The following is a 23,231-nucleotide window of genomic DNA, read 5'->3' on the forward strand; positions in this document are numbered from 1 at the left end:
GGAGGAGTAATGATTCGTAGTTATCAAACCCAGCTGCCCGCAGGGGCGCACTGGTCACTGTTAATGCGCAGCGGTAGTGCGTTGCAGCTTACCGACCTTGAGGGCGGGGTGAACGTCGGCATGCTGATGTACAACCCGAATAACCTGCTGGAGCGCTATAACGCCCCGGACAGCCTGAAATGCCAGCACACTTTTCGCCTCACCGCCGGACACTGTCTCTATTCCGATATGGGACGCATTTTTTGCGGAATTGAGCAGGACAGTTTTGGCTGGCACGAGACTGTCTGCGGCGCCGCCAATGCGCAACATGTCGCTGCGCAGTTTGGCGCCCGTGATTATCAGCAGGCGCGTAACGACTGGCATCAGAACGGTTATGACAGCTTTCTGGTGGAGCTGGCGAAATACGGCCTCGGCAAACGCGATATGGCCTGCTGTGTGAATTTCTTTGCCGAAGTGACGACCGGTAATGATGGTGAGCTGAAACTGGTGCGGCAGGGTGAACCAGGCGCACAGGTCACCCTGCGTTTTGCTATGGATACCCTGGTGCTGCTGCATACCTGTCCGCACCCGCTGACGGCGGCCAGTCACTATCCGCGTCATCCGCTGGGCATCATGATTGACGGTGAATCCGCCCCGTTGCCGGAAATTTGCCTGCAGCGCGATGAAAACCAGCGCGGTCTGCGCAATAACGCCCTCTATCACCTCGGCGCACAGTTTTAAGGAGACGCAGATGATCAAGCAGAGTTCCAACAATCCGGCACAGGCCAGCCTGAACCATACCATTGCTGCCGGTGATTACTGGTTACAGCGCATTGAAGCCGGACAGACGCTGCGCATTACCGACCTTGAAGGTAATCAGGCGGCAGACACGCTGTTTTTTAATGCTGATGATACCGCCGAGCGCTACAGCGTCAGCGATACGCTGCGCGGCCAGCGCAACGTGTTTCTCACTGCCGGCAGCGTGCTGCGCTCCAATGACGATCGCCCGATGCTGACGATTACCGCCGACACCTGCGGCCGTCACGATACTCTCGGCGGCGCCTGTTCGACCGAGAGCAATACCGTGCGCTACGATCTCGAAAAACGCCATATGCATGCCTGTCGTGACAGCTGGATGCTGGCGGTAGCCGAACATCCGCACTACGGCCTGACGCGCCGCGATATCACCCATAACATCAATTTCTTTATGAACGTGCCGGTCACGGAGGCGGGCGGCCTGACCTTTGCCGACGGTATCTCCGCACCCGGCAAATATGTCGAGATGGTGGCGCATATCAATGTGCTGGTGCTGATCTCCAACTGTCCGCAGCTGAACAACCCTTGTAACGGTTATAACCCGACGCCGATCGCTGTCACGGTGTGGTAATTCTCTGACGCTGCGGGACGACCCGCCAGCACGAACAAACGCGTCACTATTCCCCCGCAGGACGACCTGCCTGAATGAGACTTTAGTCATGTTTGAGCGCGTATTAATTGCCAACCGTGGCGCGATCGCCGTGCGCATTATCCGGACCTTAAAAGAGATGGGTATCAAAGCGATAGCGGTATATGCCGAAGCCGATCGTCATTCGTTGCATGTTCGCCTGGCCGATGAAGCTTTCGAGCTCGGCGCCGGCACGGTACGGGAAACCTACCTTGATCAGGACAAACTGCTGGCGATCGCCGCGCTTTCCGGCGCGCAGGCGGTGCATCCCGGCTACGGTTTTCTCAGCGAAAATGCCGGATTTGTCACCCGTTGCCAGCAGGCGGGGGTGGTGTTTCTCGGCCCGACGGTTGAACAGATGGCGGCCTTTGGCCTGAAACATCGGGCGCGCGAGCTGGCCGAACAGAATGCCGTGCCGCTGCTGCCGGGCAGCGGTTTGCTGACCACTATTGAGGATGCCTGTGTTGCCGCCCGTGACATTGGCTATCCGGTGATGCTCAAGAGTACCGCCGGTGGCGGTGGCATTGGTATGCAGCGTTGTGATGATCAACCGCAGCTGATCGAAGCCTTTACCCGGGTAAAACGTCTGGCAGGCCATAACTTCGCCGACGATGGCGTCTTTTTAGAAAAATTTATTGCGCGCGCCCGCCATATCGAAGTGCAGGTATTCGGCGACGGCAAAGGTCAGGTGCTGGCGCTCGGTGAGCGCGACTGCTCCGCCCAGCGCCGTAATCAGAAAGTTATAGAAGAGACCCCAGCGCCGGGCCTGAGCGCTGCCCAGCGCCGTGCCTTGCAGGAAACCGCGGTGCGCCTGTGTCAGGCGGTAAACTATCGCAGCGCCGGCACCGTGGAATATGTATATGACGATCGGCAACAGCAATTCTGGTTCCTTGAAGTCAATACCCGTTTGCAGGTGGAACATGGCGTCACCGAGATGGTGTACGGCGTTGATATTGTGCGCTGGATGGTACAGCTGGGCGCCGGCGTGTTACCGGAACTGGCAAGCTTAGCGACCCGTCCGCAGGGCCATGCCATCCAGGTGCGCCTGTATGCGGAAGATCCGGCGCGTCAGTTTCAGCCCAGCGCCGGGCTGCTTAGTCAGGTGAATTTCCCGTCAACGCTATCGCAGGGGAAATTACGTATCGACCGCTGGCTGGACAGTGGCAATGAAGTTTCGCCGTTTTACGATCCGATGCTGGCGAAACTGATGGTTCATGCCGCTGACCGTCCGGCGGCCTTAGCGGCCCTGGCCGAAGCGCTGGATAACAGCGAACTGTATGGCATTGAAACCAATCTGCGCTGGCTGCGTCATCTGCTGACCCTTGACGAGGTACAGCAGGGGCGGGTGATTACCGCCACCCTCGCCAGCGTCAGCTGGTCACCGGCCACGCTGGAAATCCTCAGCGGTGGTACGCTGACGACCATTCAGGATGCTTCCGGACGCGCTGGTTACTGGCACGTTGGCGTCCCGCCTTCCGGCCCGTTTGACAGTCGCTCATTCCGGTTGGGTAATCAGCTGCTGGGCAATGCCGCCGGAGCGGCCGGACTGGAGATAACCCTGCGTGGCCCGACGCTGCGGTTTAGCCGCGACTGCGCCTTTGTGATTAGTGGTGCGCAGATTGATGCGCGACTCGATCAGCAGCCGGTAAACGGTGATGAAATCGTTAATGCGCGTGCCGGACAAACCCTGATGCTGGGTGATATTCGCGATGCCGGCTGTCGCAGTTATCTGCTGCTGGCGGGCGGCATTGATTGCCCGCAATACCTGGGGAGCCGCAGCACCTTTACGCTGGGGAAATTTGGCGGCCATGCCGGTCGTCAGCTGCGCGCCGGCGATGTCCTGCATCTGCTGGAACCGGTAGTACGACCGCCTGCGACTTTGCCGGCGACCTTAAGCCCGACGATGTCGCATCATTGGCAACTGCGGGTGATCTATGGCCCCCATGGCGCCCCGGATTTCTTCACCCGCGAGGATATCGACAGTTTTTTTAGCGCCGACTGGCAGGTGCATTACAACTCCAGCCGCACCGGCGTGCGCCTGATTGGTCCGAAACCCGATTGGGCGCGCAGCGATGGCGGCGAAGCCGGTATGCATCCGTCGAATATTCACGATAATGCCTACGCTTTCGGCACCATTGATTTCACCGGTGATATGCCGGTGATCCTCGGGCCCGATGGCCCGTCACTGGGTGGTTTTGTCTGTCCGGCAACGGTGATCGCCGCCGATCTATGGCAGGTTGGCCAGCTGAAGGCCGGTGATACGCTGCGTTTTGTGCCGGTGACACTGGCGGAAGCCGATCGGCTGGCACAGCTGAGCGAAGAAGAAGTGACAACGCTGGTGCCGCAACCACCGGGCGAGATCGTCGCCAGCCGCAGCGATCCGCTGCTTTACCGCCAGGCAGCGCAAGGCGCGCAGCCGTCGCTTACCATTCGCGCCGCTGGCGATCGCTTTCTGCTGGTGGAGTACGGCGAACAGCTGTTAGATATTGCCCTGCGTTTTCGTGTCCACGCATTGATGCAGTGGCTGGAGCAGCATCCGCTCGCCGGGCGACTGGAGCTGACGCCGGGTATTCGTTCACTGCAAATTCACTTTAACAGTCTGATTTGCCCACGTGACGCGCTGCTGGCGCAGATCCGACTGGCCGATAGCGCGCTCGGTACACTGGAAGCGGCGACCGTGCCGTCGCGTACCGTCTGGCTACCGCTCAGCTGGGACGACGCCGCCTGTCGTGAAGCCATCACCCGCTACACCCAGTCGGTACGACCTGACGCCCCCTGGTGCCCGAGTAATATTGAGTTTATCCGCCGGATTAACGGGCTGGATTCGGTTGAGCAGGTGAAAGAGATCGTCTTTAGCGCCCGTTACCTGGTGATGGGGCTGGGGGATGTTTACCTCGGCGCGCCGGTTGCCACCCCGCTCGATCCGCGCCACCGGCTGGTGACCACCAAATACAATCCTGCCCGAACCTGGACTGCGGAGAATTCGGTCGGTATCGGCGGTGCTTATATGTGTGTTTACGGCATGGAAGGACCGGGAGGTTATCAGTTTGTCGGCCGGACGCTGCAGATGTGGAACCGCGATCGTCTCACCGCGGCATTTCGCCAGCCCTGGCTGCTGCGCTTTTTCGATCAGATCCGCTTTTACCCGGTGAGTGCCGAACAGTTGCTGGAGATCCGCGAACGCTTCCCGTGGGGCGATTATCCACTGCGCAGCGAGGAGGGCGAGTTTAGCCTTGCGGCGTATCAGACGATGCTGGCACAGCAACAACCGGAAATTGACGCTTTCCAGCAGCAGCGCCAGCAAGCCTTCGATAATGAGCTGGCACGCTGGCGTGCTGACGGCCAGTTTACCTTTGACAGCAGCCTGCAGGCGGAGACGCAGCAAATCGAAGCGATCCCCGATGACTGCTGTGGCGTGGAGAGTCAGATTGCCGGCAGCCTGTGGCAGTGGCTGGTAGAACCTGGCAGCACGATTAACGCCGGTGACACCGTTGGCATTCTCGAATCGATGAAGATGGAAATCCCAATTACCGCGCCGGTAAGCGGGAAAATTCGTGCGCTGCAACGCACGCCAGGTCAGCAAGTGCAGGCAGGACAACTGCTGCTGCTGATTGAGACTTCAGGCTCATAAAGCAGGATTAAAAAATAGTCAAAAAAACTGGCGCAAAACGTCTGGCTTCAACTAATACTTAGGGTTCTGGCTTCCCCTGCACTGACCTGACGGCTCTTTCAGTTGCCGGGGACCAGCATTGGGCACCCGGTTTTTTGGCGCTCTTATTCTGGTCACCATCATGTCATTTCATTGTGAGTCGTAAGGAGTTCTCGATGGAAAATAAAGATCCAATGTTTGAGTTGTTGAGTAGTCTGGAACAGATTGTTTTAGCTCGTGAAGTGATAAGTGTTGCGCCTGCCCCGCAAGCTGAACCCGCAGTAATGCCAGAACCACAACGATTGCGGGAAATCACCGGGATGCAGGTTGATGAATTCGCCCGGGTGATGGGCGTCAGTATCTCTTCAGTTAAAAGTTGGGAAGCGAAGCGCACCAGGCCTTCAGGCACCGCGCAGAAGCTGATGAAGTTGCTTCAGTCGAACCCGACCCTTGGTCGACAGCTATTAGATTGAGTTTACCCTCACCCGCTAACCGGCGGGTGAGTTGTTTTTGGCGTGGCATATAGCATGCATTGTTGCTGCACGATAGAAAATCGTTTCACCAACGTTAGTTACAACCCGCACTTAGCAGCAAGCTGATTGAGATGACACTACCTGAAAAACCCCAAAATTGACCGCAACGTTACCGGCTGACTGAAGAGGGGTAAAGCCTGCTACCGCAGCGGGTTGATTAAATATAGCGAGCGGCCTGCCGGGCAAACCAGCTGACCGGTACGTTATAGGGGGGTTCCGTTAGCTGATAAATGCCCTGTTCAATAACGATCGATGCCTGCTGCCACAGTACGCTATCACCCTTCTTCAGCAAGGCGATCTGCAGGCGCTTTTCTACCAGATAAACCCGCGCGAATCGGGCGTCAAACTGAATAATTGAACGGGTATTGTCGATGATATCCGCCAGTTTGATGGTTTGCGCTTCGGCACAGGCTGTCGCGGTATGGCGGAAATGCGCCGCTTTGCGCATCGCGCGATTCTTTGCCTCTGGCTGCGGCGTATTCGTCAACATGCCAACCAGCAGTGCCACTTCTGCGCCAAAATGGCTTTCAATATCATTTAGCGTACTGCTGGTATCTTCAACGGTGTCATGTAGCCAGGCCGCCGCCAGCATCACTTCATTATCAGTCACGCTGCGCACCAGCTCAACGACTGCCGCCGGGTGAACAATATACGGCTCATCGGTGTATTTGCGGCGTTGCCCGGCTTCCGCATGGGCTTTACTGGCATAACGCCGTGCCTGTTCTTCCAGGGATTGCATCAAAATCGTCTCCCGCTGAAAAAGTAGCTTGCAATTATATAGTGCACTATCTATATTTTGAGTTATCACTACACATCAGGATGTCAAAAAAGCGGCGGATACGCCACTTTGTATCATCGTCTGCTGTTGCTGAACGGTCAAAAGGGCATCTGAAGCTGTCAGTCTGATGGTCTATACTTTAGTTGTCTGCCTGTATAAATCGCTCGCGATTTAATAGTGTGTAATATCGTCCGCAAGGGCCAACCACATCAGAAAGGAATAACCTTTATGTCATTAGAAAAAGTCGTATATCGTGCAAAAGCTAAAGCCACCGGCGGCCGTGATGGTCGTGCGACCTCTTCCGACGGCGTGCTGGACGTGAAACTGGGCGTGCCAAAAGAGATGGGCGGCGCGGGTGGTGAAGTAACTAACCCTGAGCAGCTGTTTGCTGCCGGATACTCGGCCTGTTTCCTCGGGGCGATGAAGTTTGTTGCGGGACGCGATAAAATCGCGATACCGAAAGAGGCATTTATCGAAGGTGAAGTGGGTATCGGGCCGATCCCGACCGGTTTTGGTATTGAAGCTCTGCTGAATATTCACCTGCCGGGCATGGACAGTGCCGAAGCGCAGAAACTGGTTGATGCGGCACATATTGTTTGCCCGTACTCTAATGCCACCCGCGATAATATTGATGTGACACTGAATATCATTAACTGATATTGCGCTGGCAGTCATCAATGTGACGGGAGCCATTAATGGCTCCCTTACGACGCCCCCACCGTAGGGGCGGGATTTATTCCGCCCGATACCGTATCCATCAATCGCGGCCACTACATCGGCGGCGTCAGACCATCTTTCCCGGCCGAAACACCCCGCGCCACCAGATCGCCGTGTTCATCTTTCATGGTAGACAGCACCACTTTGGTTCCCGGTTGCAGTAATGATCTGTTGCCCGGTGAAATCAGCACCACCGGCACATTATCCGGCACGATGATGGTTTTCTCTTTGTCATGATATTTCACCGTTAAGGTGCGGCCATGGCTATTCACCACATTCCCCACTGTACCGTTGGTCATGGTATTCACATTGCCGTCAGCGGATTGAAACGGATTAAACCCCTCGCCGGAGCCACGTAACTCTGGCGCAAAGATATGCACTTCCAGCGCTTCCAGCGTGCCGTTCGCCTGCGCCACCGCAGCGCTGCCAATAAAGCTATCCGCTTTGATATCGCTGATTTGCGCTTTACTGATGCTGTTCACTCGGGTTTTGTCGGTGAGTTTTACGACCATTTTTTCTCCCTGGCGCGTAGTGATCCGCAGTGAATTATCACTCACCGCATCCACGGTGCCGCGTACTGGCTTAATCACCTGATCGGCGGAGACCGCGGCTGCGCCAAAGCTCACTAAACATGTCGCCAGTAACAGACCGGTAAATCGATGCTTGATCATTTAACTCTCCTGAATAGCTGGAATATGCCAGTAAAGCGTAATCAGCGCCGGCGAAATGGCGAGGTTAACCGCGACAAAGAGTGTGATAAAAGATTTCAGCCGCATCCCATCGACTGGCCGACCGGCATCTGCCTGCGCCGGGCGCAATTATTTTTTTCGCCAGATTAATGAAAAGCACCGGATTTCGGGTTTTTTCTCGTCACGATGTTTAATTTTTGCCGAACGCGGCTGCGTTATATGTTTTACTACGCCCTTATCTGCGGCAAAGGGGGCACTCCCCGGTTCAGTGATCTTCTGTCCAGGCTGCACACAACACTTAATTGATCAGATTCCCGAACTCTGATGGGTGAATACTGTCTGATTAACGTTAAGTACTTGACCCGCCAGGCCGGATATAAAAGGATCGAATGAATTACATCAAATCTTTAACACAACAGAAGCTCTCGCTGCTGTTGGCGCTTTATATTGGCATCTTATTGAATCTACCCGTCTTTTATCGACGTTTTGATCCTTATATCGCTAACTCCTCGCTGAAAAACTGGCTATCTGCCGCTGTCGAAGTGGTTGCCAGCGTGTTACTCACTTTCTTCCTGATGCGCCTGCTGTCACTTGGCGGCAAGTGGTTTTACCGACTACTCGCCTCGCTATTGGTACTGATTTCCGTTGCCGCCAGCTACTATATGGCGTTTTTTAACGTGGTGATTGGTTACGGTATTGTGGCTTCGGTGATGACCACCGATGTTGATCTGTCAAAAGAGGTTGTGGGCTTACAGTTTATCGCCTGGATGGTGCTGGTGAGTGTGTTACCGTTGCTGATGATCTGGCGTAACGGACTGAGCCTGACGCTGCTTGAGCAACTGAAAACCCCGGGAGAGCGCCTTAAGCCATTGGCCATCTTGATAGTTTCGGTGGCGCTGGTGTATTTACCGATCCGCTATTTTGACCAGTTGCAGTCGGCGCAGGAAAAAATAACCAATATCGATCTGCCCAGTTATGGCGGCGTCGTGGCGCACTCTTACCTGCCTTCCAACTGGTTGTCCGCACTGGGGCTGTTTGCTTATACCCGTGCTGATGAGTCGATGAATAACCAGGATTTACTCGATCCGGCGCAGAAATTTAGCTATGTTGCCCCGCCCGGCATTGATGATACCTATGTGGTGTTTGTGATTGGTGAAACCACGCGCTGGGACCATATGGGGATACTCGGCTACGAACGTGATACCACGCCAAAGTTATCGCAGGAGAAAAACCTGGTGGCTTTCCGTGGCGAATCCTGTGACACCTCCACCAAACTCTCCCTGCGCTGCATGTTTGTGCGCGAAGGCGGCACCATGGATAACCCGGGACGTACGCTCAAAGAGCAGAACGTTTTCGCGGTGCTTAAGTCGCTGGGTTTTAGTTCTGAACTGTTCGCCATGCAAAGCGAAGTCTGGTTCTATAACAATGCCGATGTCGACAACTACGCTTTCCGCGAGCAAATTGGCTCCGAGAAACGTAACCAGGGAAAATCGGTAGACGATATGCTGCTGGTGCAGGAACTGAAAGCCTCGGTGGAGCGACATCCTCGTGGCAAGCATCTGGTGGTACTGCATACCAAAGGTTCACATTATCTCTATTCGCAGCGCTACCCGCGTGATTTTGCCCGCTATCAGCCGGAGTGTATGGGGGTGGATGATTTCTGCAGTAAAGCGCAGTTAATTAACGCCTTTGATAACTCGATACTCTATACCGACAGTGTGCTGGATAGCGTATTCGATCAGCTGCGCGATAAAAAAGCCATCGTGTTTTATGCCTCCGATCATGGCGAGTCGATCAACGAAAATATGCATCTGCACGGTACGCCGCGTGAAATGGCGCCGCCGGAGCAGTTCCGCGTGCCGATGATTGTCTGGGCATCCGACAAGTACCTGGCAGATGCCAGCAATAAGAGCGCGTTTGAGCGTTTACAGGCGCAACAGCGTCTTGGCACTACCCATCGTCACGTTGAGTTGTTTGACACCATTCTCGGTTGTTTAGGCTACACCTCGCCAAATGGTGGTATTAAAACCGCGAATAACTGGTGCCAGGCGCCCGCACAGTAAAGCCGGTTTGCGGCGTTAAGCCGCTAAAAAGGCTCTGTTAACGCAAATGTGCATGCTTTCCAGGCGGTTGAAGTGCATTTCACAAAAAGTCGTTGACGCGTATATAGCGGCGCAGTAACATGCGCCCCCATCGGCGAGTAGCGCAGCTTGGTAGCGCAACTGGTTTGGGACCAGTGGGTCGGAGGTTCGAATCCTCTCTCGCCGACCATCTTCAGAACCCCTGTCAGCAATGACAGGGGTTTTTTGTTTTTCCGCCTCACTGACCACTGACCGTTGTTGCCCGGCTTATTACCGCGGCGCCAGCGGGATATTCCGCCGAATCAGTCACTCCTGCACGCTCCGCTGTCAGCGCCCGGCCATTATAAGTTTAAGTCATCAGAAAATGGCGTCGGCGGCAGCGGCAATTGTCCGCACCGCGGCGCTTGCGCTGAAATCGGCGGAAAAGACCATCAGTTCATCCATTTATCAGACCAGCTTATCCTGTCTCTGAGCGGGATTTATGCAACGTAAAACACTTATTACGCATTATTCCTGCATAGGGCTATCGCAACCCGCTTGCCACCGGGGTAATGCTTAATTCGCGACACGTTCTTCTTATGACCGAATTTGGCTTGTTGATCATTTCTTATGCCAGCATTGCAGCATATTTAGCTGATTTGAGCTGGATCACAAAACTAATCGTGCAGATATTCATCATTAAACGATAATTTTTATTTGTTTTTTAATGGAGTAATTGGCTGTTAATTATTTTAAAGGCGCGATAATTGTCTGGTTATTAGCGGTAATAGTGCATTTTTCAACTACAATTGTTGGGAAATTGTTTTTTTTATGTTTGCTTGCTGTTTCTCACACTCTGTGTAAATACCTGGTCTTTGTATTGACGTTAGTTGCAACTGTTGACAAATTGATGCCTCAATGAGGTGAAAGGAAGCGGATTCGTCTGATGGATTCCACAGAGTCAGACGTTAATAAGCCGGATATCCTGCTCATTGATGCCTGCGGGCACTCACGCACCAACCACACTACAAAAACACAGGTTGGGCGTAACGCACACAACAACACATCACACATTGGAGTATAAGCATGAGTATTTCCTTGGCAAAAACAGGGATGCTGAAGGTTGGTCTGAGCCTGATCGCTCTGACCGTTGCCGCCGGTGTCCAGGCTAAGACCCTCGTCTATTGTTCAGAAGGTTCGCCTGAAGGGTTTAACCCGCAGTTGTTTACCTCCGGCACCACCTATGACGCCAGCTCCGTACCTATCTATAACCGCCTGGTTGAGTTCAAAATCGGTACCACCGAAGTGGTTCCGGGTCTGGCTGAGAAGTGGGATGTCAGCGCTGACGGTAAAAGCTACACTTTCCATTTGCGCAAGGGCGTAAAATTCCATACCTCCAAGGATTTCAAACCGACGCGTGATTTTAACGCCGACGACGTGGTGTTCTCCTTTGAGCGTCAGCTGGATAAAAACAACAAATATCATGGTGTTTCCGGCGGCAGCTACGAATACTTCGAAGGCATGGATATGCCGAACCTGATCAGCAAGATTGAAAAAGTGGACGCCAACACCGTGCGCTTTGTGCTGACCCGCCCTGAATCACCGTTCCTGGCTGACCTTGGCATGGACTTCGCTTCCATCCTGTCTGCGGAATATGCCGATAAGATGCTGAAAGCCGGCACCCCGGATAAAGTTGACCTTAACCCGGTCGGTACCGGTCCGTTCCAGCTGCTGCAATACCAGAAAGACTCGCGCATTCTGTACAAAGCCAACCCGGATTACTGGGGCACCAAGCCGAAAATCGATCGCTTAGTCTTCTCGATTACCCCGGATGCTTCGGTACGTTATGCGAAGATGCAGAAAGGCGAATGTCAGGTGATGCCGTACCCGAACCCGGCTGATATCGCGCGTATGAAGCAGGACAAAAATATCAACCTGATGGAACAGCCTGGCCTGAACGTCGGTTATTTGTCATTCAACGTTGAGAAAAAACCGCTGGATAACCTGAAAGTTCGTCAGGCGCTGACTACCGCGGTGAATAAGAAAGCGATTATCGATGCGGTTTATCAGGGGGCTGGTCAGGCGGCTAAGAACCTGATCCCACCAACCATGTGGGGCTACAACGACGCCGTTCAGGACTACTCTTATGATGTGGAAAAAGCCAAAGCGCTGCTGAAAGAAGCCGGTATGCCGGATGGCTTCACCATCGATTTGTGGGCAATGCCGGTGCAACGTCCGTATAACCCGAATGCGCGCCGTATGGCGGAGATGATTCAGTCCGACTGGGCTAAAATTGGTGTGAAAGCCAATATTGTCACCTATGAGTGGGGCGAATATCTGAAACGTGCCAAAGCCGGTGAACATCAGACGGTAATGATGGGCTGGACCGGGGACAATGGGGATCCGGATAACTTCTTCGCCACCCTGTTTAGCTGTGCGGCAGCGAAAGATGGTTCTAACTACTCACGCTGGTGTTACAAGCCGTTTGAAGATCAGATCCAGCCAGCCCGCGCGACTGCCGATCACAATCAACGGATTGAATACTACAAGCAAGCTCAGGTTGTGATGCATGATCAGGCGCCTGCCTTGATCATTGCTCACTCTACCGTTTATGAGCCAGTCAGTAAGAAGGTCAGCGGTTATGTGGTTGATCCATTAGGTAAACACCACTTCGAAAACGTTGATATTCAGGAATAATGTTGTGGGTCAGGCTTGCCTGACCCCTTCACCTTTCCCGTAGTGGCCGGGTCCTCCGGCCCTTTTCCGGATGAATAAATTGGTAAAGGCGTCTTTTTCCCAGGGTGACCGGAGTTGCGGCTAACGCCGCGGCAGCTTCAGGAAACCGGGGTAAACGCGTCGTGGTCAGCGCTTGCCGACCACCAGATGTGAGCAATTAGCATCCCGTCGGTTATGTGCCGCGGGAGATTACAGAGATTACGGATTATGTTGCAGTTCATATTCCGACGTTTGGGTTTGGTTATCCCAACGTTTATTGGTATCACCCTATTAACTTTTGCGTTTGTCCACCTGATCCCGGGCGACCCGGTAATGATCATGGCGGGTGAGCGCGGCATGTCACCGGAACGTCATGCCCAATTAATGGCTCTGCTGGGGCTGGACCAGCCGATGTGGAAGCAGTATCTCACCTATATCAACGGCGTTATGCATGGCGACCTCGGTATTTCAATGAAAAGTCGCATTCCGGTCTGGGAAGAGTTTGTTCCACGCTTTAAAGCTACCCTTGAACTGGGTATCTGCGCGATGATTTTTGCCGTGGTGCTGGGTATTCCGGTTGGCGTGCTGGCGGCGGTGAAACGCGGCTCTATTTTCGATCACACCGCCGTGGGCATCTCGCTGACCGGTTATTCGATGCCGATTTTCTGGTGGGGCATGATGATGATCATGCTGGTGTCGGTTCAGCTGAACCTGACGCCGGTCTCCGGGCGCGTCGGCGACACGGTATTCCTCGACGACACCATGCCGCTAACCGGCTTTATGCTTATCGACACCCTGTTCTGGGGGCAGCCTGGCGATTTCAAAGACGCCGTGATGCATATGATCCTGCCTGCGGTCGTGCTCGGCACCATTCCACTGGCGGTGATCGTCCGTATGACCCGCTCCTCGATGCTGGAAGTGCTGGGTGAAGATTATATCCGCACCGCGCGCGCCAAAGGGCTGACACGCCTTAGGGTGATTGTGGTACATGCGCTGCGCAACGCGATGTTACCGGTGGTGACGGTCATCGGTCTGCAAGTCGGCACACTGCTGGCCGGGGCGATCCTGACCGAAACTATCTTCTCCTGGCCGGGACTGGGCCGCTGGTTAATCGATGCGCTCCAGCGTCGTGACTATCCGGTGGTGCAGGGCGGTGTTCTGCTGGTAGCTACCTTGATTATCCTGGTAAACCTGCTGGTCGACCTGCTATACGGCGTGGTTAATCCACGTATCCGACACAAAAAATAAGGGGGCCGGGATGTCTCAAGTTGATCCGAGCAGCATTACTGCTGCACCAAAGCCGATGACCCCTATTCAGGAATTCTGGCACTACTTCAAACGTAACAAGGGCGCGGTGGTTGGCCTGGTGTACGTGGTTATCATGATCTTAATCGCGGTATTCGCCAGCGTACTGGCGCCGCATGCCCCTGCTGAGCAGTTCCGCGATTCACTGCTGCGTCCGCCAGCCTGGCAGGAAGGCGGCAGCTGGCATTTTCTGTTTGGTACCGATGATGTTGGCCGCGATGTGTTGTCGCGCCTGATGTACGGCGCGCGCCTGTCGCTGCTGGTGGGCTGTATGGTGGTGATTCTGTCGCTGATCCTCGGTGTGGTGTTTGGCTTAATCGCCGGCTACGTCGGCGGCACGGTCGATGCCATCATTATGCGTCTGGTCGATATTATGCTGGCGTTGCCAAGCCTGCTGCTGGCACTGGTGCTGGTGGCGATATTTGGCCCGTCGATTGTCAACGCCTCGATAGCGCTGACTTTTGTTGCCTTGCCGCACTATATCCGCTTAACCCGTGCGGCGGTGCTGGTGGAAGTTCACCGCGATTACGTTACCGCCTCACGTGTGGCCGGTGCCGGTGCGGTGCGTCAGATGTTTGTCAATATTTTGCCAAACTGCCTCGCGCCGCTGATTGTGCAGGCTTCTCTTGGCTTCTCCAACGCCATCCTCGATATGGCCGCGTTGGGCTTCTTGGGTATGGGCGCGCAGCCGCCAACGCCGGAGTGGGGCACCATGCTCTCTGACGTATTGCAGTATGCGCAAAGTGCCTGGTGGGTCGTGACCTTCCCTGGCGTCGCGATTCTGCTGACGGTTCTGGCATTTAACCTGATGGGTGATGGCTTACGTGATGCCCTCGACCCGAAACTCAAGCAGTAAAGAGGCACCGAGATGGCGTTATTAAATATAGACAAACTATCGGTGCATTTCGGTGACGAAAAAGCACCGTTCCGTGCGGTTGATCGCATCAGCTATCAGGTGGAACAGGGGCAGGTGGTCGGCATTGTCGGCGAGTCTGGCTCCGGTAAATCTGTCAGTTCGCTGGCGATCATGGGGCTGATTGATTATCCCGGCAGAGTGATGGCCGATAAGCTGGAATTTAATCAGCGCGATCTGAAAAAAATCTCCGAAAAAGAGCGCCGCCAGCTGGTTGGCTCTGAAGTGGCGATGATTTTCCAGGATCCGATGACCAGCCTGAATCCTTGCTACACCGTTGGTTTTCAGATTATGGAAGCGATTAAGGTGCATCAGGGCGGTAATCGCCGCACGCGCCGTCAGCGCGCGATTGACCTGCTGAACCAGGTGGGCATTCCCGATCCGGCCTCGCGTCTGGATGTTTATCCGCATCAGCTTTCGGGAGGGATGAGTCAGCGCGTGATGATCGCCATGGCGATTGCCTGCCGCCCTAAATTGTTGATCGCCGATGAACCGACCACCGCGCTGGATGTCACCATTCAGGCGCAGATTATTGAGCTGCTGCTCGATCTGCAGCGTCAGGAAAATATGGCGCTGATTCTGATTACCCACGACCTGGCGCTGGTAGCGGAAGCGGCCCAGCACATTATCGTGATGTATGCCGGGCAGGTGGTGGAAACCGGCAAAGCGGTGGATATTTTCCGGGCGCCGCGTCATCCGTATACCCAGGCGCTGCTGCGCGCATTACCGGAGTTTGCTGCCGATAAAGCGCGTCTGGCTTCATTGCCGGGGGTGGTGCCGGGTAAATACGATCGTCCGAATGGCTGCCTGCTGAATCCGCGCTGCCCGTACGCTACCGTACGCTGCCGTAGTGAAGAACCTGAATTACGTGATATTCCGGGGCGTCAGTCCAAATGTCATTTCCCTCTGGATGATGCCGGGAGACCAACTTATGAGTGATGAAAAAACGCTGGAGCAGCAATACCTGCTGCAGGCCATCGACCTGAAAAAACACTATCCGGTGAAAAAAGGGCTGTTTGGTCAGGAACGTCTGGTTAAAGCGCTGGATGGCGTCTCCTTTAATCTCGAACGCGGTAAAACGCTGGCGGTGGTGGGTGAGTCGGGCTGCGGTAAATCGACCCTTGGTCGTCTGCTCACCATGATTGAAACGCCCACCGAAGGTCAGCTGTACTGGCACGGCCAGGATCTGTTAAAACACGATCCCCACGCGCAGAAATTGCGTCGGCAGAAGATCCAGATTGTGTTTCAGAACCCATACGGTTCGCTGAATCCGCGCAAGAAGGTCAGCCATATTCTGGAAGAGCCGCTGGTCATCAATACTACGCTGACCAAAGCTGAGCGCCGTGAAAAAGCGCTGGAGATGATGGCGAAGGTGGGGCTGAAAACCGAACATTACGATCGCTATCCGCACATGTTTTCCGGTGGTCAGCGTCAGCGTATCGCGATTGCGCGTGGTTTGATGCTGGATCCTGATGTGCTGATTGCCGACGAGCCGGTTTCCGCGCTCGACGTTTCGGTGCGGGCGCAAGTATTAAATCTGATGATGGACCTGCAGCAAGATTTGGGCCTGTCATATGTTTTTATTTCACATGACCTTTCAGTAGTTGAACATATCGCTGATGAAGTGATGGTGATGTACCTTGGTCGCTGTGTAGAAAAAGGCAGTAAAGAGGCGATATTTGCTAATCCGCGCCACCCTTATACCCAGGCGTTGCTGTCGGCGACACCGCGTCTGAATCCGGATGACCGTCGGCAGCGTATTAAGCTGACCGGCGAGCTGCCAAGCCCGCTCAACCCACCGCCGGGTTGTGCCTTTAACGCCCGTTGCCACCGCCGTTTCGGCACCTGTACCCAATTGCAGCCGCAACTGAAGCAATATGGCGAGCAGCAAGTGGCCTGTTTTGCTGTCGATCAGGATGAACAGCAAAACGCAGGTTAGTGGATTAACCGGCCGACGAAAGTCGGCCGTTATATTGGCAATATTTCACTTAAATAGTTGTGTTCAGTAATACTTAATTAAATCTGCAGCAAATCCCCCTTCAGTAAAAGCGCCCGACGGCAATTAATTTAACGGATTTAATAGTTACGCTGGTAATAAATTGCAGCCGTAATTGTCGGCGAATACTCAATCCTGCTGATTGAAAATAATGATGGATCAGGACCATCCGTTAACCAGAATATTCTGACCGATTGAAAAGTTGTGTGCTATTATTCAGCAAAAACCCCCCTAATGAATTCAGTTGAAATCATATGAAAAGTTATGATGATCTGCAGCGCTTCAAAGAAAAAACCCAAACAAATAACATCAAATTCAAGGACATGTCAGAACAGAGCCTCGAATCAGCTACAACAAACTGGGCGATTATCAAGCAGTTACTCAATGACAATCAAAGCGACTCTGCGCTGGAGCGCGGCCAGAGTATTGATGTGATTCAGCCTCAGCCTATCGCGAAAGATCAGTTTTCCAGCCCAATACCGGCGCATCAGGTGGTAAAGTCTTTTGTGGCTGCCCCGTCCGTTGGCAGCCAGGGCGGTACGCTATTTGACAGTATTGCTGCCAGCTTAAAACCAGCGGTGGGGGCAGCGGAACCGCAGCCGGAAGCCACAGCGATGCAGACGCCAGCGGCGATGCCGACACCGTTACCGGCGCTGGGGGCGCTGGGCGCTGCGCTGTCGGCATTCCCGGCGCCAGAACCTGCTGCGGCATCGGTGGCCGCCGCGCCAGTCGCGGTACCGCCAGCACCAGCACCAGCACCAGCACCGGCACCAGTCGCTGCACCGCTGTCACCGCAGCCAGCCGCGGCATTGATCGCGACCCCGGCCCCGGCGCAGCCAGCCCGGGCGGGAAATGCACCACGCTACAAGCAGTTATTCAATGCGCGTCATACGGGTGCGGTCGTCAGTGTGACAAAAGAGTCGTTATTAAAACCCTTGCTAGAGAAAATTGCCTTATGCCGTTAGTTTGTGTGTGTTCCCCGAAAGGTGGTGTGGGTAAAACCACAATGGCGGCAAATCTTGCCTATGCCCTGGCTCGTAGCGGCAGCAAAGTACTGGTAGTTGATTTTGATGTGCAAAATGCCCTGCGCCTGCATTTCGGCGTGCCATTGTCCGATGGTCGTGGCTTTGTCGCGAAATCAGCAGAAAATTCTGACTGGAGTCAGTCGATTCTGACTACCGGCGGTAATATTTTTGTGCTGCCCTATGGCGATGTTTCGGAAGATCAGCGCGTTGCCTTTGAAAATAATCTGGCGAGCGATCCCCATTTTCTGCGGCGCGGGCTGGATACGGTACTGAACTATCCTGGCCTGGTGATCATTGCTGATTTTCCGCCAGGCCCCGGCCCGGCGTTGAAAGCTGTGACCGGGCTGGCGGACCTCCATCTGGTGGTGATGCTGGCGGATACCGCCTCGCTGTCGCTATTACCGCACATTGAAAATGAGCGGATGACAGGCACCGCCCTCAATCAAAAATCAGGCCATTATTTCATTCTTAATCAAAGTGATGCGCGCCGTAATATCAGCCGCGACGTTACCGCGTTTATGCAACAACGGCTGGGTGACAAGCTGTTGGGCGTAGTGCATCGGGATGAAAGCGTGGCGGAGGCCAATGCCTCGCAACGCTCGATTTTTGATTTTAGTCCGGTATCAGCTGCTGCTTTTGATATTGAACTGGTCAGTAAACGCTTGTCTGCGTTGTTGAATATTAAGGTGGGCGATGGCGAAGTTCACGCCACATTGCGTTCGCTATAACACCGGTAAGGCATGGATGCCGCAACCCGCTGCGGGTTAACAATAGCTCATTGCTGAGCAATAACTATTAATCCCTGTTTTCAGGATGCTGCATGAATAAAGCGCTGTATTACCTGCTGCTGCTGGTTTTATTTCCGGTCGCAGCTGTGATTGTTATCACGCCAATGGACAGTCAAAAACAATATATTTTTGGCTTAATCAGCATTGCACTGTTGTTTTTACTCGGACTGAGTAAAAGTAAACAAGTTTCCATTGTGATGGTGATCCTCTCTGCGTTAATGTCCACCCGTTATATTTACTGGCGTGCTACCGAAACACTGCACTTCAATTCCGAAGTTGAAGCCATCCTCGGGATTGGATTATTTCTTGCCGAGCTGTATGTCTGGCTGATTTTGATCCTCGGCTTCCTGCAAACCACCTGGCCATTAAAACGGACTATTGAGCCGCTGCCGGATGATGTCAGCCTGTGGCCGACGGTCGATATCTATGTCCCGAGTTATAACGAAAGCCTGGATGTGGTGCGCGATACCGTGCTGGCTGCCCAGTGCATCGACTATCCGCGCGATAAGCTGAAAATCTACCTGCTGGATGATGGCAAACGTAGCGAGTTTGCGGTGTTCGCCGCCGATGTCGGTGTGGGCTATATCACCCGTGAAGATAACTCCCATGCGAAAGCCGGTAACCTGAATCACGCGATGAAAATCACCAAAGGCGAACTGATTTGCGTCTTTGACTGTGACCATGTGGCGACCCGTACTTTCCTGCAGGCCACCGTCGGACCTTTCCTCAGCGACCCGAAACTGGCGTTGCTGCAGACGCCGCACTATTTCTATTCACCGGATCCGTTTGAACGTAACCTGCGCGCCGCGCGCAATATCCCGAATGAAGGCGCTCTGTTCTACGGCCCGGTACAACAGGGTAACGATAACTGGAATGCCACCTTCTTCTGCGGCTCCTGCGCGGTGATCCGCCGTGCGGCGCTGGAAGAGATTGGTGGTTTTGCGGTTGAAACCGTTACCGAAGATGCGCATACCGCCTTAAAGATGCAGCGTCTGGGCTGGGGTTCGGCATTTATCTCTATTCCGCTGGCGGCGGGCCTGGCTACCGAGCGTCTCGGTCTGCATATTGTCCAGCGTACCCGCTGGGCGCGTGGCATGACGCAGATTTTCCGCGTCGATAACCCACTGCTCGGACGCGGTCTGAAATGGCAGCAGCGGCTGTGCTATCTCAACGCCATGCTGCACTTCCAGTTTGGTCTGCCGCGCGTGGTGTTTCTCACCGCACCGCTGGCGTATCTGATGTTTAACCTGAATATTATTCACTCATCGGCGTCGCTGATTTTTGCCTATGTATTGCCGCATCTGGTGATGTCGCTGTATGTCAACTCACGCATGAATGGTCGCTTCCGTTACACCTTCTGGGGTGAGATTTACGAAACGGTGATGGCTTTCCATCTGGTGATCCCGACGGTGCTGACGATGCTGTCGCCGAAGCACGGTAAATTCAACGTCACCGATAAAGGCGGCCTGCTGGACGTGGGTTTCTTCGACTTCAATATTGTGCGTCCGCATGTGATCACCGCCGTGTTGCTGTTGATCGGCGTGCTGGCGGGTATTGTCCGCGCCGTGTTCCATAACTATTTTGGCGTCGACCCGTATGTTATTTCGCTGAACGTCGGCTGGGCGATTTTTAGTCTGATCATTTTAATGGCGGCGATTGCCGTGGCGCGCGAAACCCGTCAGACGCGCAAAACCATCCGTATCGAAGTGCAAATCCCGGTGATTATTCACTACGCCAGCGGTATCTCCTCACGCACCACCAGTGTCGACCTGTCGATGGGCGGGGCGCAGATCACCGCACCGGATAATCGTCATGAAACCGATGAAATTGAAGAGATCGATGTATTGCTGCAGTCCGGCACCATCAGCATTCCGGTAAAAACCATTGATGCCAGCGATGGCGTTATCCGTTTGCAGTTTGAAGAGATGCCGTTATCACGTCGGCGCGAATTAGTCCGTGTGGTGTTGGCACGCGCTGATGCCTGGATCCAGCCGGAACATAAGCAGGACAATCCGCTGCGTTCGCTGTTAACCATTATCCGTACCGTCTTTGAGCTGTTCTGGCTCACCTGGCAGGGGCGTCGCAATAAACGCCGAACCGGCCAGGCAGAAGAAGAGATCGGCCAGGTGCAAGAGGATAACGCGGCATGAGGCAATACTTTTTACGGGCGATGCTTACAACGTTAATCTGCAGTAGCGCCACACTGGGCAGTAGCCGGGCGGCAGAACAGAGCGTCACCCAGGATAGTCATGTGTTATCCCAGCTGGCGGCAGCCGATGCCAGCGCCGCGGAGAGCAGCCTGCGCTCCACGGTTGGGGCGAAACCCTATGCGCCAGCGGGCGCTGCGGCGGACAGCAGCACGGCCGACACGGCGCCAGCAGAAGCGGAGAGCGGCGGCGAAAGCGTACCGGCGGAGGCTGCGCCAGATTTGATGCAATCGCCAGCGGCCAGCAGTACATCGGCAATGGCGTTTCATCCGACTTCCAGCACCGTGACCGTGGCGCAAATGGGCCAGCAGAACGGCATTATGCTAAGCGGCGGCCAGCTGCAATCCGGTATTGTGTTTAGCCTGCCAACCGATCAGGTGATTACTAACGCGCGCCTCGATTTATCGCTGCGCGTTTCTCCTGCGCTGGCGGCACGTAATACCTCCATTCAGCTTATGCTCAACGGTCAGCCGTTGGGTACCCTGCCGCTGAATGCTTCGGATAGCGACAGCGCGACCTATCAGCTGGATATTCCGCCCGCGATGGTGGTGTCGAGCAACAACCTGAGCTTTAAAATTAACGATGCCGACCAGTTGCTCTGCGAGCGTGACAGCGCGCAGCAGTATCAGGTGGTGATCCTGCCGCAGACCCGTCTGTCACTGGAAGGTCAGCAGCTGAATATCGGCACCAGTATGCGTAACTTCCCGCGTCCGTTTATCGACCCGCTGCAGATGACCAGCGCCAGCGTGCCGATGGTATTTCCCGACGCGGTAACCCCGGGGCAGATCACCGCTGCGGCGATTATCTCCTCATGGATGGGCATTCAGGCCGATTATCGTGGGGCTAATTTCCCGGTACTGCGTAACCAGCTGCCGGAGAAAAATGGCATCCTGTTTGGCCAGCCGGGGGAAAAAATTGGCAATCTGACTATGCCGGTGGTCAATGGACCAACGCTGCAGATGGTGGATAACCCGGATAATCCCACCTACAAACTGATGCTGGTGATCGGTAAAGATGAAGATCAGCTGCGTCAGGCGGCCTGGCGCTTAATCAAAGCGCCGCTGGCGCTGGATGAGTCAATGCTGAATGTGGCGGCGCAAACCATTCCGGTACGTAAGCCTTATGACGCGCCGCGCTGGATTAACACCGATCGACCGGTGCGTCTCGCCGATCTGTTGCGGAAAGACCAGAGTCTGACCACTAATGGCATCTGGCATGATGCGCTACGGGTAAACTTCCGCGCCGCGCCGGACCTGTTCCTGTGGGACGGTGAAACCATCCCGGTACAGCTTAACTATCGCTTCCCGGCGGAAGGCTGGATTGATGAGAACCAGTCTTCCCTTAACGTCTCGTTGAACGGCACTTTTCTGCGCAATCTGACGGTAAATAAGGTTGGCCTGCTGGAGAATATCTGGCACCGGCTGGGCGGTGATGCGCGTCAGGAAAGCTATGGGTTGAAGCTGGAGCCGTATCTGATCTATGGCGATAACCAGCTGCAGCTCTATTTCAATATTAAGCCGAAAGCCGATGCGCCTTGTAGCGTCCTGCTGAATAACAATATTAAGAGCCGCATCGAAGATACCTCGTCTATCGATCTGAGCAACACGCGTCACTTTACCCTGTTGCCGAATCTCTCTTATTTTGTCGGCGCGTCATTTCCGTTCTCGCGGATGGCGGACTTCTCGCAGACGGTACTGATGCTGCCGGAAAAACCGACTGATGCTGAAATCAGCGCCCTGCTGGATATCGCCGGGCGTGCCGGTAACGCCACCGGCGTTACCCTCGATCATAACAGCGTCATGTTTGGTATTCCTGCTGGCGGCACCAGCCTTGAGCGGCTGCAAAACAGCGATGTGCTGGCGATCTCGACGATGCAGCAGACCAGCTTTAATCAGGCGATGCTGGTTAATTCACCTTACGACACCACCACCCACACCTTTGGCGTAAAAGCCCCGAGCACCTGGGACAATGCGCGCAGCTGGCTGACCGGCGACTGGTCGCGCAAGCCTCTGGATGCCGATCGCTACTTCTCGTCCAACGAATCCTGGCGTGGTTTTGTCAGCTATCGCTCGCCGTGGAGTCAGGAGCGGCTGGTGGTGATGGCGATTGCCAGCAGCGATCAGCAGTTGCTGAATTTGCATAACGACCTCAGTTCGGCGCGTATTAACGCCGGCATTCGCGGTGACACCGCCATTATTACCGATGAAAACGGTATTCGCAGTTTCCGTGTCGGGCCGCAGTTCCCGAGTGGCCAGATGCCGTGGTACATGATGGTGGTGTGGTATGCCAACCAGCACTCGGTATTACTGGCGCTGATGGCATTACTGTTCTCGTTAATCGTGGGCGGTTGTACGTATATGATGCTGAAACGTCATGCGTGGAAGCGGCTGAATAAGCACCGGAAAGATGATTCCTCTGGCGAAGAGAAGTGAT

At 54.6% G+C, this 23,231-nt stretch carries 17 protein-coding genes and 1 tRNA gene; 16 read left to right on the plus strand and 2 right to left on the minus strand.

The annotated features are described in order from the left end of the window. The first annotated feature begins 9 nt into the window (after positions 1-9). The 4 genes from JWF83_RS03555 to JWF83_RS03570 all read left to right on the plus strand — a co-directional run bounded on the left by JWF83_RS03555 (position 10) and on the right by JWF83_RS03570 (position 5,545). Complete coding sequence (locus JWF83_RS03555; RefSeq protein WP_413648726.1) at positions 10-720, plus strand: urea amidolyase associated protein UAAP1; 711 nt, start codon at positions 10-12, stop codon at positions 718-720. Between the two features lie 10 nt (positions 721-730). Continuing rightward, entirely contained in the window at positions 731-1,366 is a 636-nt protein-coding gene (locus JWF83_RS03560; RefSeq protein WP_413648728.1) for an urea amidolyase associated protein UAAP2, read from the plus strand. Positions 1,367-1,454: 88 nt separating this feature from the next. Continuing rightward, positions 1,455-5,054, plus strand: a complete 3,600-nt coding sequence (gene uca, locus JWF83_RS03565) for an urea carboxylase (RefSeq protein ID WP_413648730.1) — start codon at positions 1,455-1,457, stop codon at positions 5,052-5,054. Positions 5,055-5,248: 194 nt separating this feature from the next. Beyond that, positions 5,249-5,545, plus strand: coding sequence for an HTH-type transcriptional regulator (locus JWF83_RS03570; RefSeq protein ID WP_413648732.1), 297 nt, complete (start codon positions 5,249-5,251; stop codon positions 5,543-5,545). A gap of 217 nt (positions 5,546-5,762) precedes the next feature. On the opposite strand, the gene JWF83_RS03575 is transcribed toward JWF83_RS03570, so the two are convergent. After that, positions 5,763-6,347 carry an HD domain-containing protein gene (locus JWF83_RS03575; RefSeq protein ID WP_413648733.1) on the minus strand — a complete coding sequence of 195 codons (585 nt, stop codon included), beginning with the start codon at positions 6,345-6,347 and terminating at the stop codon, positions 5,763-5,765. A gap of 264 nt (positions 6,348-6,611) precedes the next feature. Here JWF83_RS03575 and JWF83_RS03580 point away from each other — a divergent pair, with 264 nt between their 5' ends. Further along, complete coding sequence (locus JWF83_RS03580) at positions 6,612-7,040, plus strand: organic hydroperoxide resistance protein (protein WP_413648735.1); 429 nt, start codon at positions 6,612-6,614, stop codon at positions 7,038-7,040. 113 nt (positions 7,041-7,153) lie between these two features. Here the strand turns inward: JWF83_RS03580 and JWF83_RS03585 are convergent, their stop codons facing one another. Continuing rightward, the gene (locus tag JWF83_RS03585; RefSeq protein WP_413648736.1) at positions 7,154-7,771 is read right to left on the minus strand and encodes a hypothetical protein; all 618 of its coding nucleotides are present in this window, start codon (positions 7,769-7,771) and stop codon (positions 7,154-7,156) included. Between the two features lie 407 nt (positions 7,772-8,178). On the opposite strand from JWF83_RS03585, the gene eptB reads away from it, so the two are divergent. From eptB to bcsB, 11 genes are all read left to right on the plus strand, one after another. Beyond that, complete coding sequence (gene eptB / locus JWF83_RS03590; protein WP_413648738.1) at positions 8,179-9,852, plus strand: kdo(2)-lipid A phosphoethanolamine 7''-transferase; 1,674 nt, start codon at positions 8,179-8,181, stop codon at positions 9,850-9,852. 131 nt (positions 9,853-9,983) lie between these two features. Continuing rightward, positions 9,984-10,060 (plus strand) — tRNA-Pro (locus JWF83_RS03595). 875 nt (positions 10,061-10,935) lie between these two features. Then, a complete protein-coding gene (dppA, locus tag JWF83_RS03600; protein WP_413648740.1) occupies positions 10,936-12,546 on the plus strand; it encodes a dipeptide ABC transporter periplasmic-binding protein DppA in 1,611 nt (536 codons plus the stop codon). 246 nt (positions 12,547-12,792) lie between these two features. Beyond that, positions 12,793-13,812 carry a dipeptide ABC transporter permease DppB gene (gene dppB, locus JWF83_RS03605; RefSeq protein WP_413648741.1) on the plus strand — a complete coding sequence of 340 codons (1,020 nt, stop codon included), beginning with the start codon at positions 12,793-12,795 and terminating at the stop codon, positions 13,810-13,812. Between the two features lie 10 nt (positions 13,813-13,822). Then, a complete protein-coding gene (gene dppC, locus JWF83_RS03610) occupies positions 13,823-14,725 on the plus strand; it encodes a dipeptide ABC transporter permease DppC (RefSeq protein ID WP_413648743.1) in 903 nt (300 codons plus the stop codon). A gap of 12 nt (positions 14,726-14,737) precedes the next feature. Next, positions 14,738-15,721, plus strand: coding sequence for a dipeptide ABC transporter ATP-binding protein (gene dppD / locus JWF83_RS03615; RefSeq protein WP_413648745.1), 984 nt, complete (start codon positions 14,738-14,740; stop codon positions 15,719-15,721). Then, positions 15,714-16,721, plus strand: coding sequence for a dipeptide ABC transporter ATP-binding subunit DppF (gene dppF / locus JWF83_RS03620; protein WP_413648747.1), 1,008 nt, complete (start codon positions 15,714-15,716; stop codon positions 16,719-16,721). Before dppD ends, dppF begins: the two co-directional genes overlap by 8 nt. A gap of 311 nt (positions 16,722-17,032) precedes the next feature. Continuing rightward, positions 17,033-17,743 (plus strand): cellulose biosynthesis protein BcsO, encoded by a 711-nt coding sequence (bcsO, locus tag JWF83_RS03625; RefSeq protein WP_413648748.1) that lies wholly within the window; start codon positions 17,033-17,035, stop codon positions 17,741-17,743. Next, a complete protein-coding gene (gene bcsQ / locus JWF83_RS03630; protein WP_413648750.1) occupies positions 17,734-18,531 on the plus strand; it encodes a cellulose biosynthesis protein BcsQ in 798 nt (265 codons plus the stop codon). The genes bcsO and bcsQ overlap by 10 nt, the downstream gene beginning before the upstream one ends. Positions 18,532-18,623: 92 nt before the next feature. Next, entirely contained in the window at positions 18,624-20,741 is a 2,118-nt protein-coding gene (bcsA, locus tag JWF83_RS03635) for a UDP-forming cellulose synthase catalytic subunit (RefSeq protein ID WP_413648751.1), read from the plus strand. Then, positions 20,738-23,230 (plus strand): cellulose biosynthesis cyclic di-GMP-binding regulatory protein BcsB, encoded by a 2,493-nt coding sequence (bcsB, locus tag JWF83_RS03640; RefSeq protein ID WP_413648753.1) that lies wholly within the window; start codon positions 20,738-20,740, stop codon positions 23,228-23,230. Before bcsA ends, bcsB begins: the two co-directional genes overlap by 4 nt. Position 23,231: the final 1 nt, after the last annotated feature.

Origin of the sequence: Pantoea sp. B65, assembly GCF_047308185.1 — a bacterium.
GTDB lineage: Bacteria > Pseudomonadota > Gammaproteobacteria > Enterobacterales > Enterobacteriaceae > Erwinia.

Excerpts from the sequence above, each read along its gene's own strand:
- JWF83_RS03555 (WP_413648726.1), top strand. The coding sequence starts at position 10 with ATGATTCGTAGTTATCAAACCCAGCTGCCCGCAGGGGCGCACTGGTCA.
- JWF83_RS03560 (WP_413648728.1), top strand. The coding sequence starts at position 731 with ATGATCAAGCAGAGTTCCAACAATCCGGCACAGGCCAGCCTGAACCAT.
- uca (WP_413648730.1), top strand. The coding sequence starts at position 1,455 with ATGTTTGAGCGCGTATTAATTGCCAACCGTGGCGCGATCGCCGTGCGC.
- JWF83_RS03570 (WP_413648732.1), top strand. The coding sequence starts at position 5,249 with ATGGAAAATAAAGATCCAATGTTTGAGTTGTTGAGTAGTCTGGAACAG.
- JWF83_RS03580 (WP_413648735.1), top strand. The coding sequence starts at position 6,612 with ATGTCATTAGAAAAAGTCGTATATCGTGCAAAAGCTAAAGCCACCGGC.
- JWF83_RS03585 (WP_413648736.1), bottom strand. The coding sequence starts at position 7,771 with ATGATCAAGCATCGATTTACCGGTCTGTTACTGGCGACATGTTTAGTG.
- eptB (WP_413648738.1), top strand. The coding sequence starts at position 8,179 with ATGAATTACATCAAATCTTTAACACAACAGAAGCTCTCGCTGCTGTTG.
- dppA (WP_413648740.1), top strand. The coding sequence starts at position 10,936 with ATGAGTATTTCCTTGGCAAAAACAGGGATGCTGAAGGTTGGTCTGAGC.
- dppB (WP_413648741.1), top strand. The coding sequence starts at position 12,793 with ATGTTGCAGTTCATATTCCGACGTTTGGGTTTGGTTATCCCAACGTTT.
- dppC (WP_413648743.1), top strand. The coding sequence starts at position 13,823 with ATGTCTCAAGTTGATCCGAGCAGCATTACTGCTGCACCAAAGCCGATG.
- dppD (WP_413648745.1), top strand. The coding sequence starts at position 14,738 with ATGGCGTTATTAAATATAGACAAACTATCGGTGCATTTCGGTGACGAA.
- dppF (WP_413648747.1), top strand. The coding sequence starts at position 15,714 with ATGAGTGATGAAAAAACGCTGGAGCAGCAATACCTGCTGCAGGCCATC.
- bcsO (WP_413648748.1), top strand. The coding sequence starts at position 17,033 with ATGAAAAGTTATGATGATCTGCAGCGCTTCAAAGAAAAAACCCAAACA.
- bcsQ (WP_413648750.1), top strand. The coding sequence starts at position 17,734 with ATGCCGTTAGTTTGTGTGTGTTCCCCGAAAGGTGGTGTGGGTAAAACC.
- bcsA (WP_413648751.1), top strand. The coding sequence starts at position 18,624 with ATGAATAAAGCGCTGTATTACCTGCTGCTGCTGGTTTTATTTCCGGTC.
- bcsB (WP_413648753.1), top strand. The coding sequence starts at position 20,738 with ATGAGGCAATACTTTTTACGGGCGATGCTTACAACGTTAATCTGCAGT.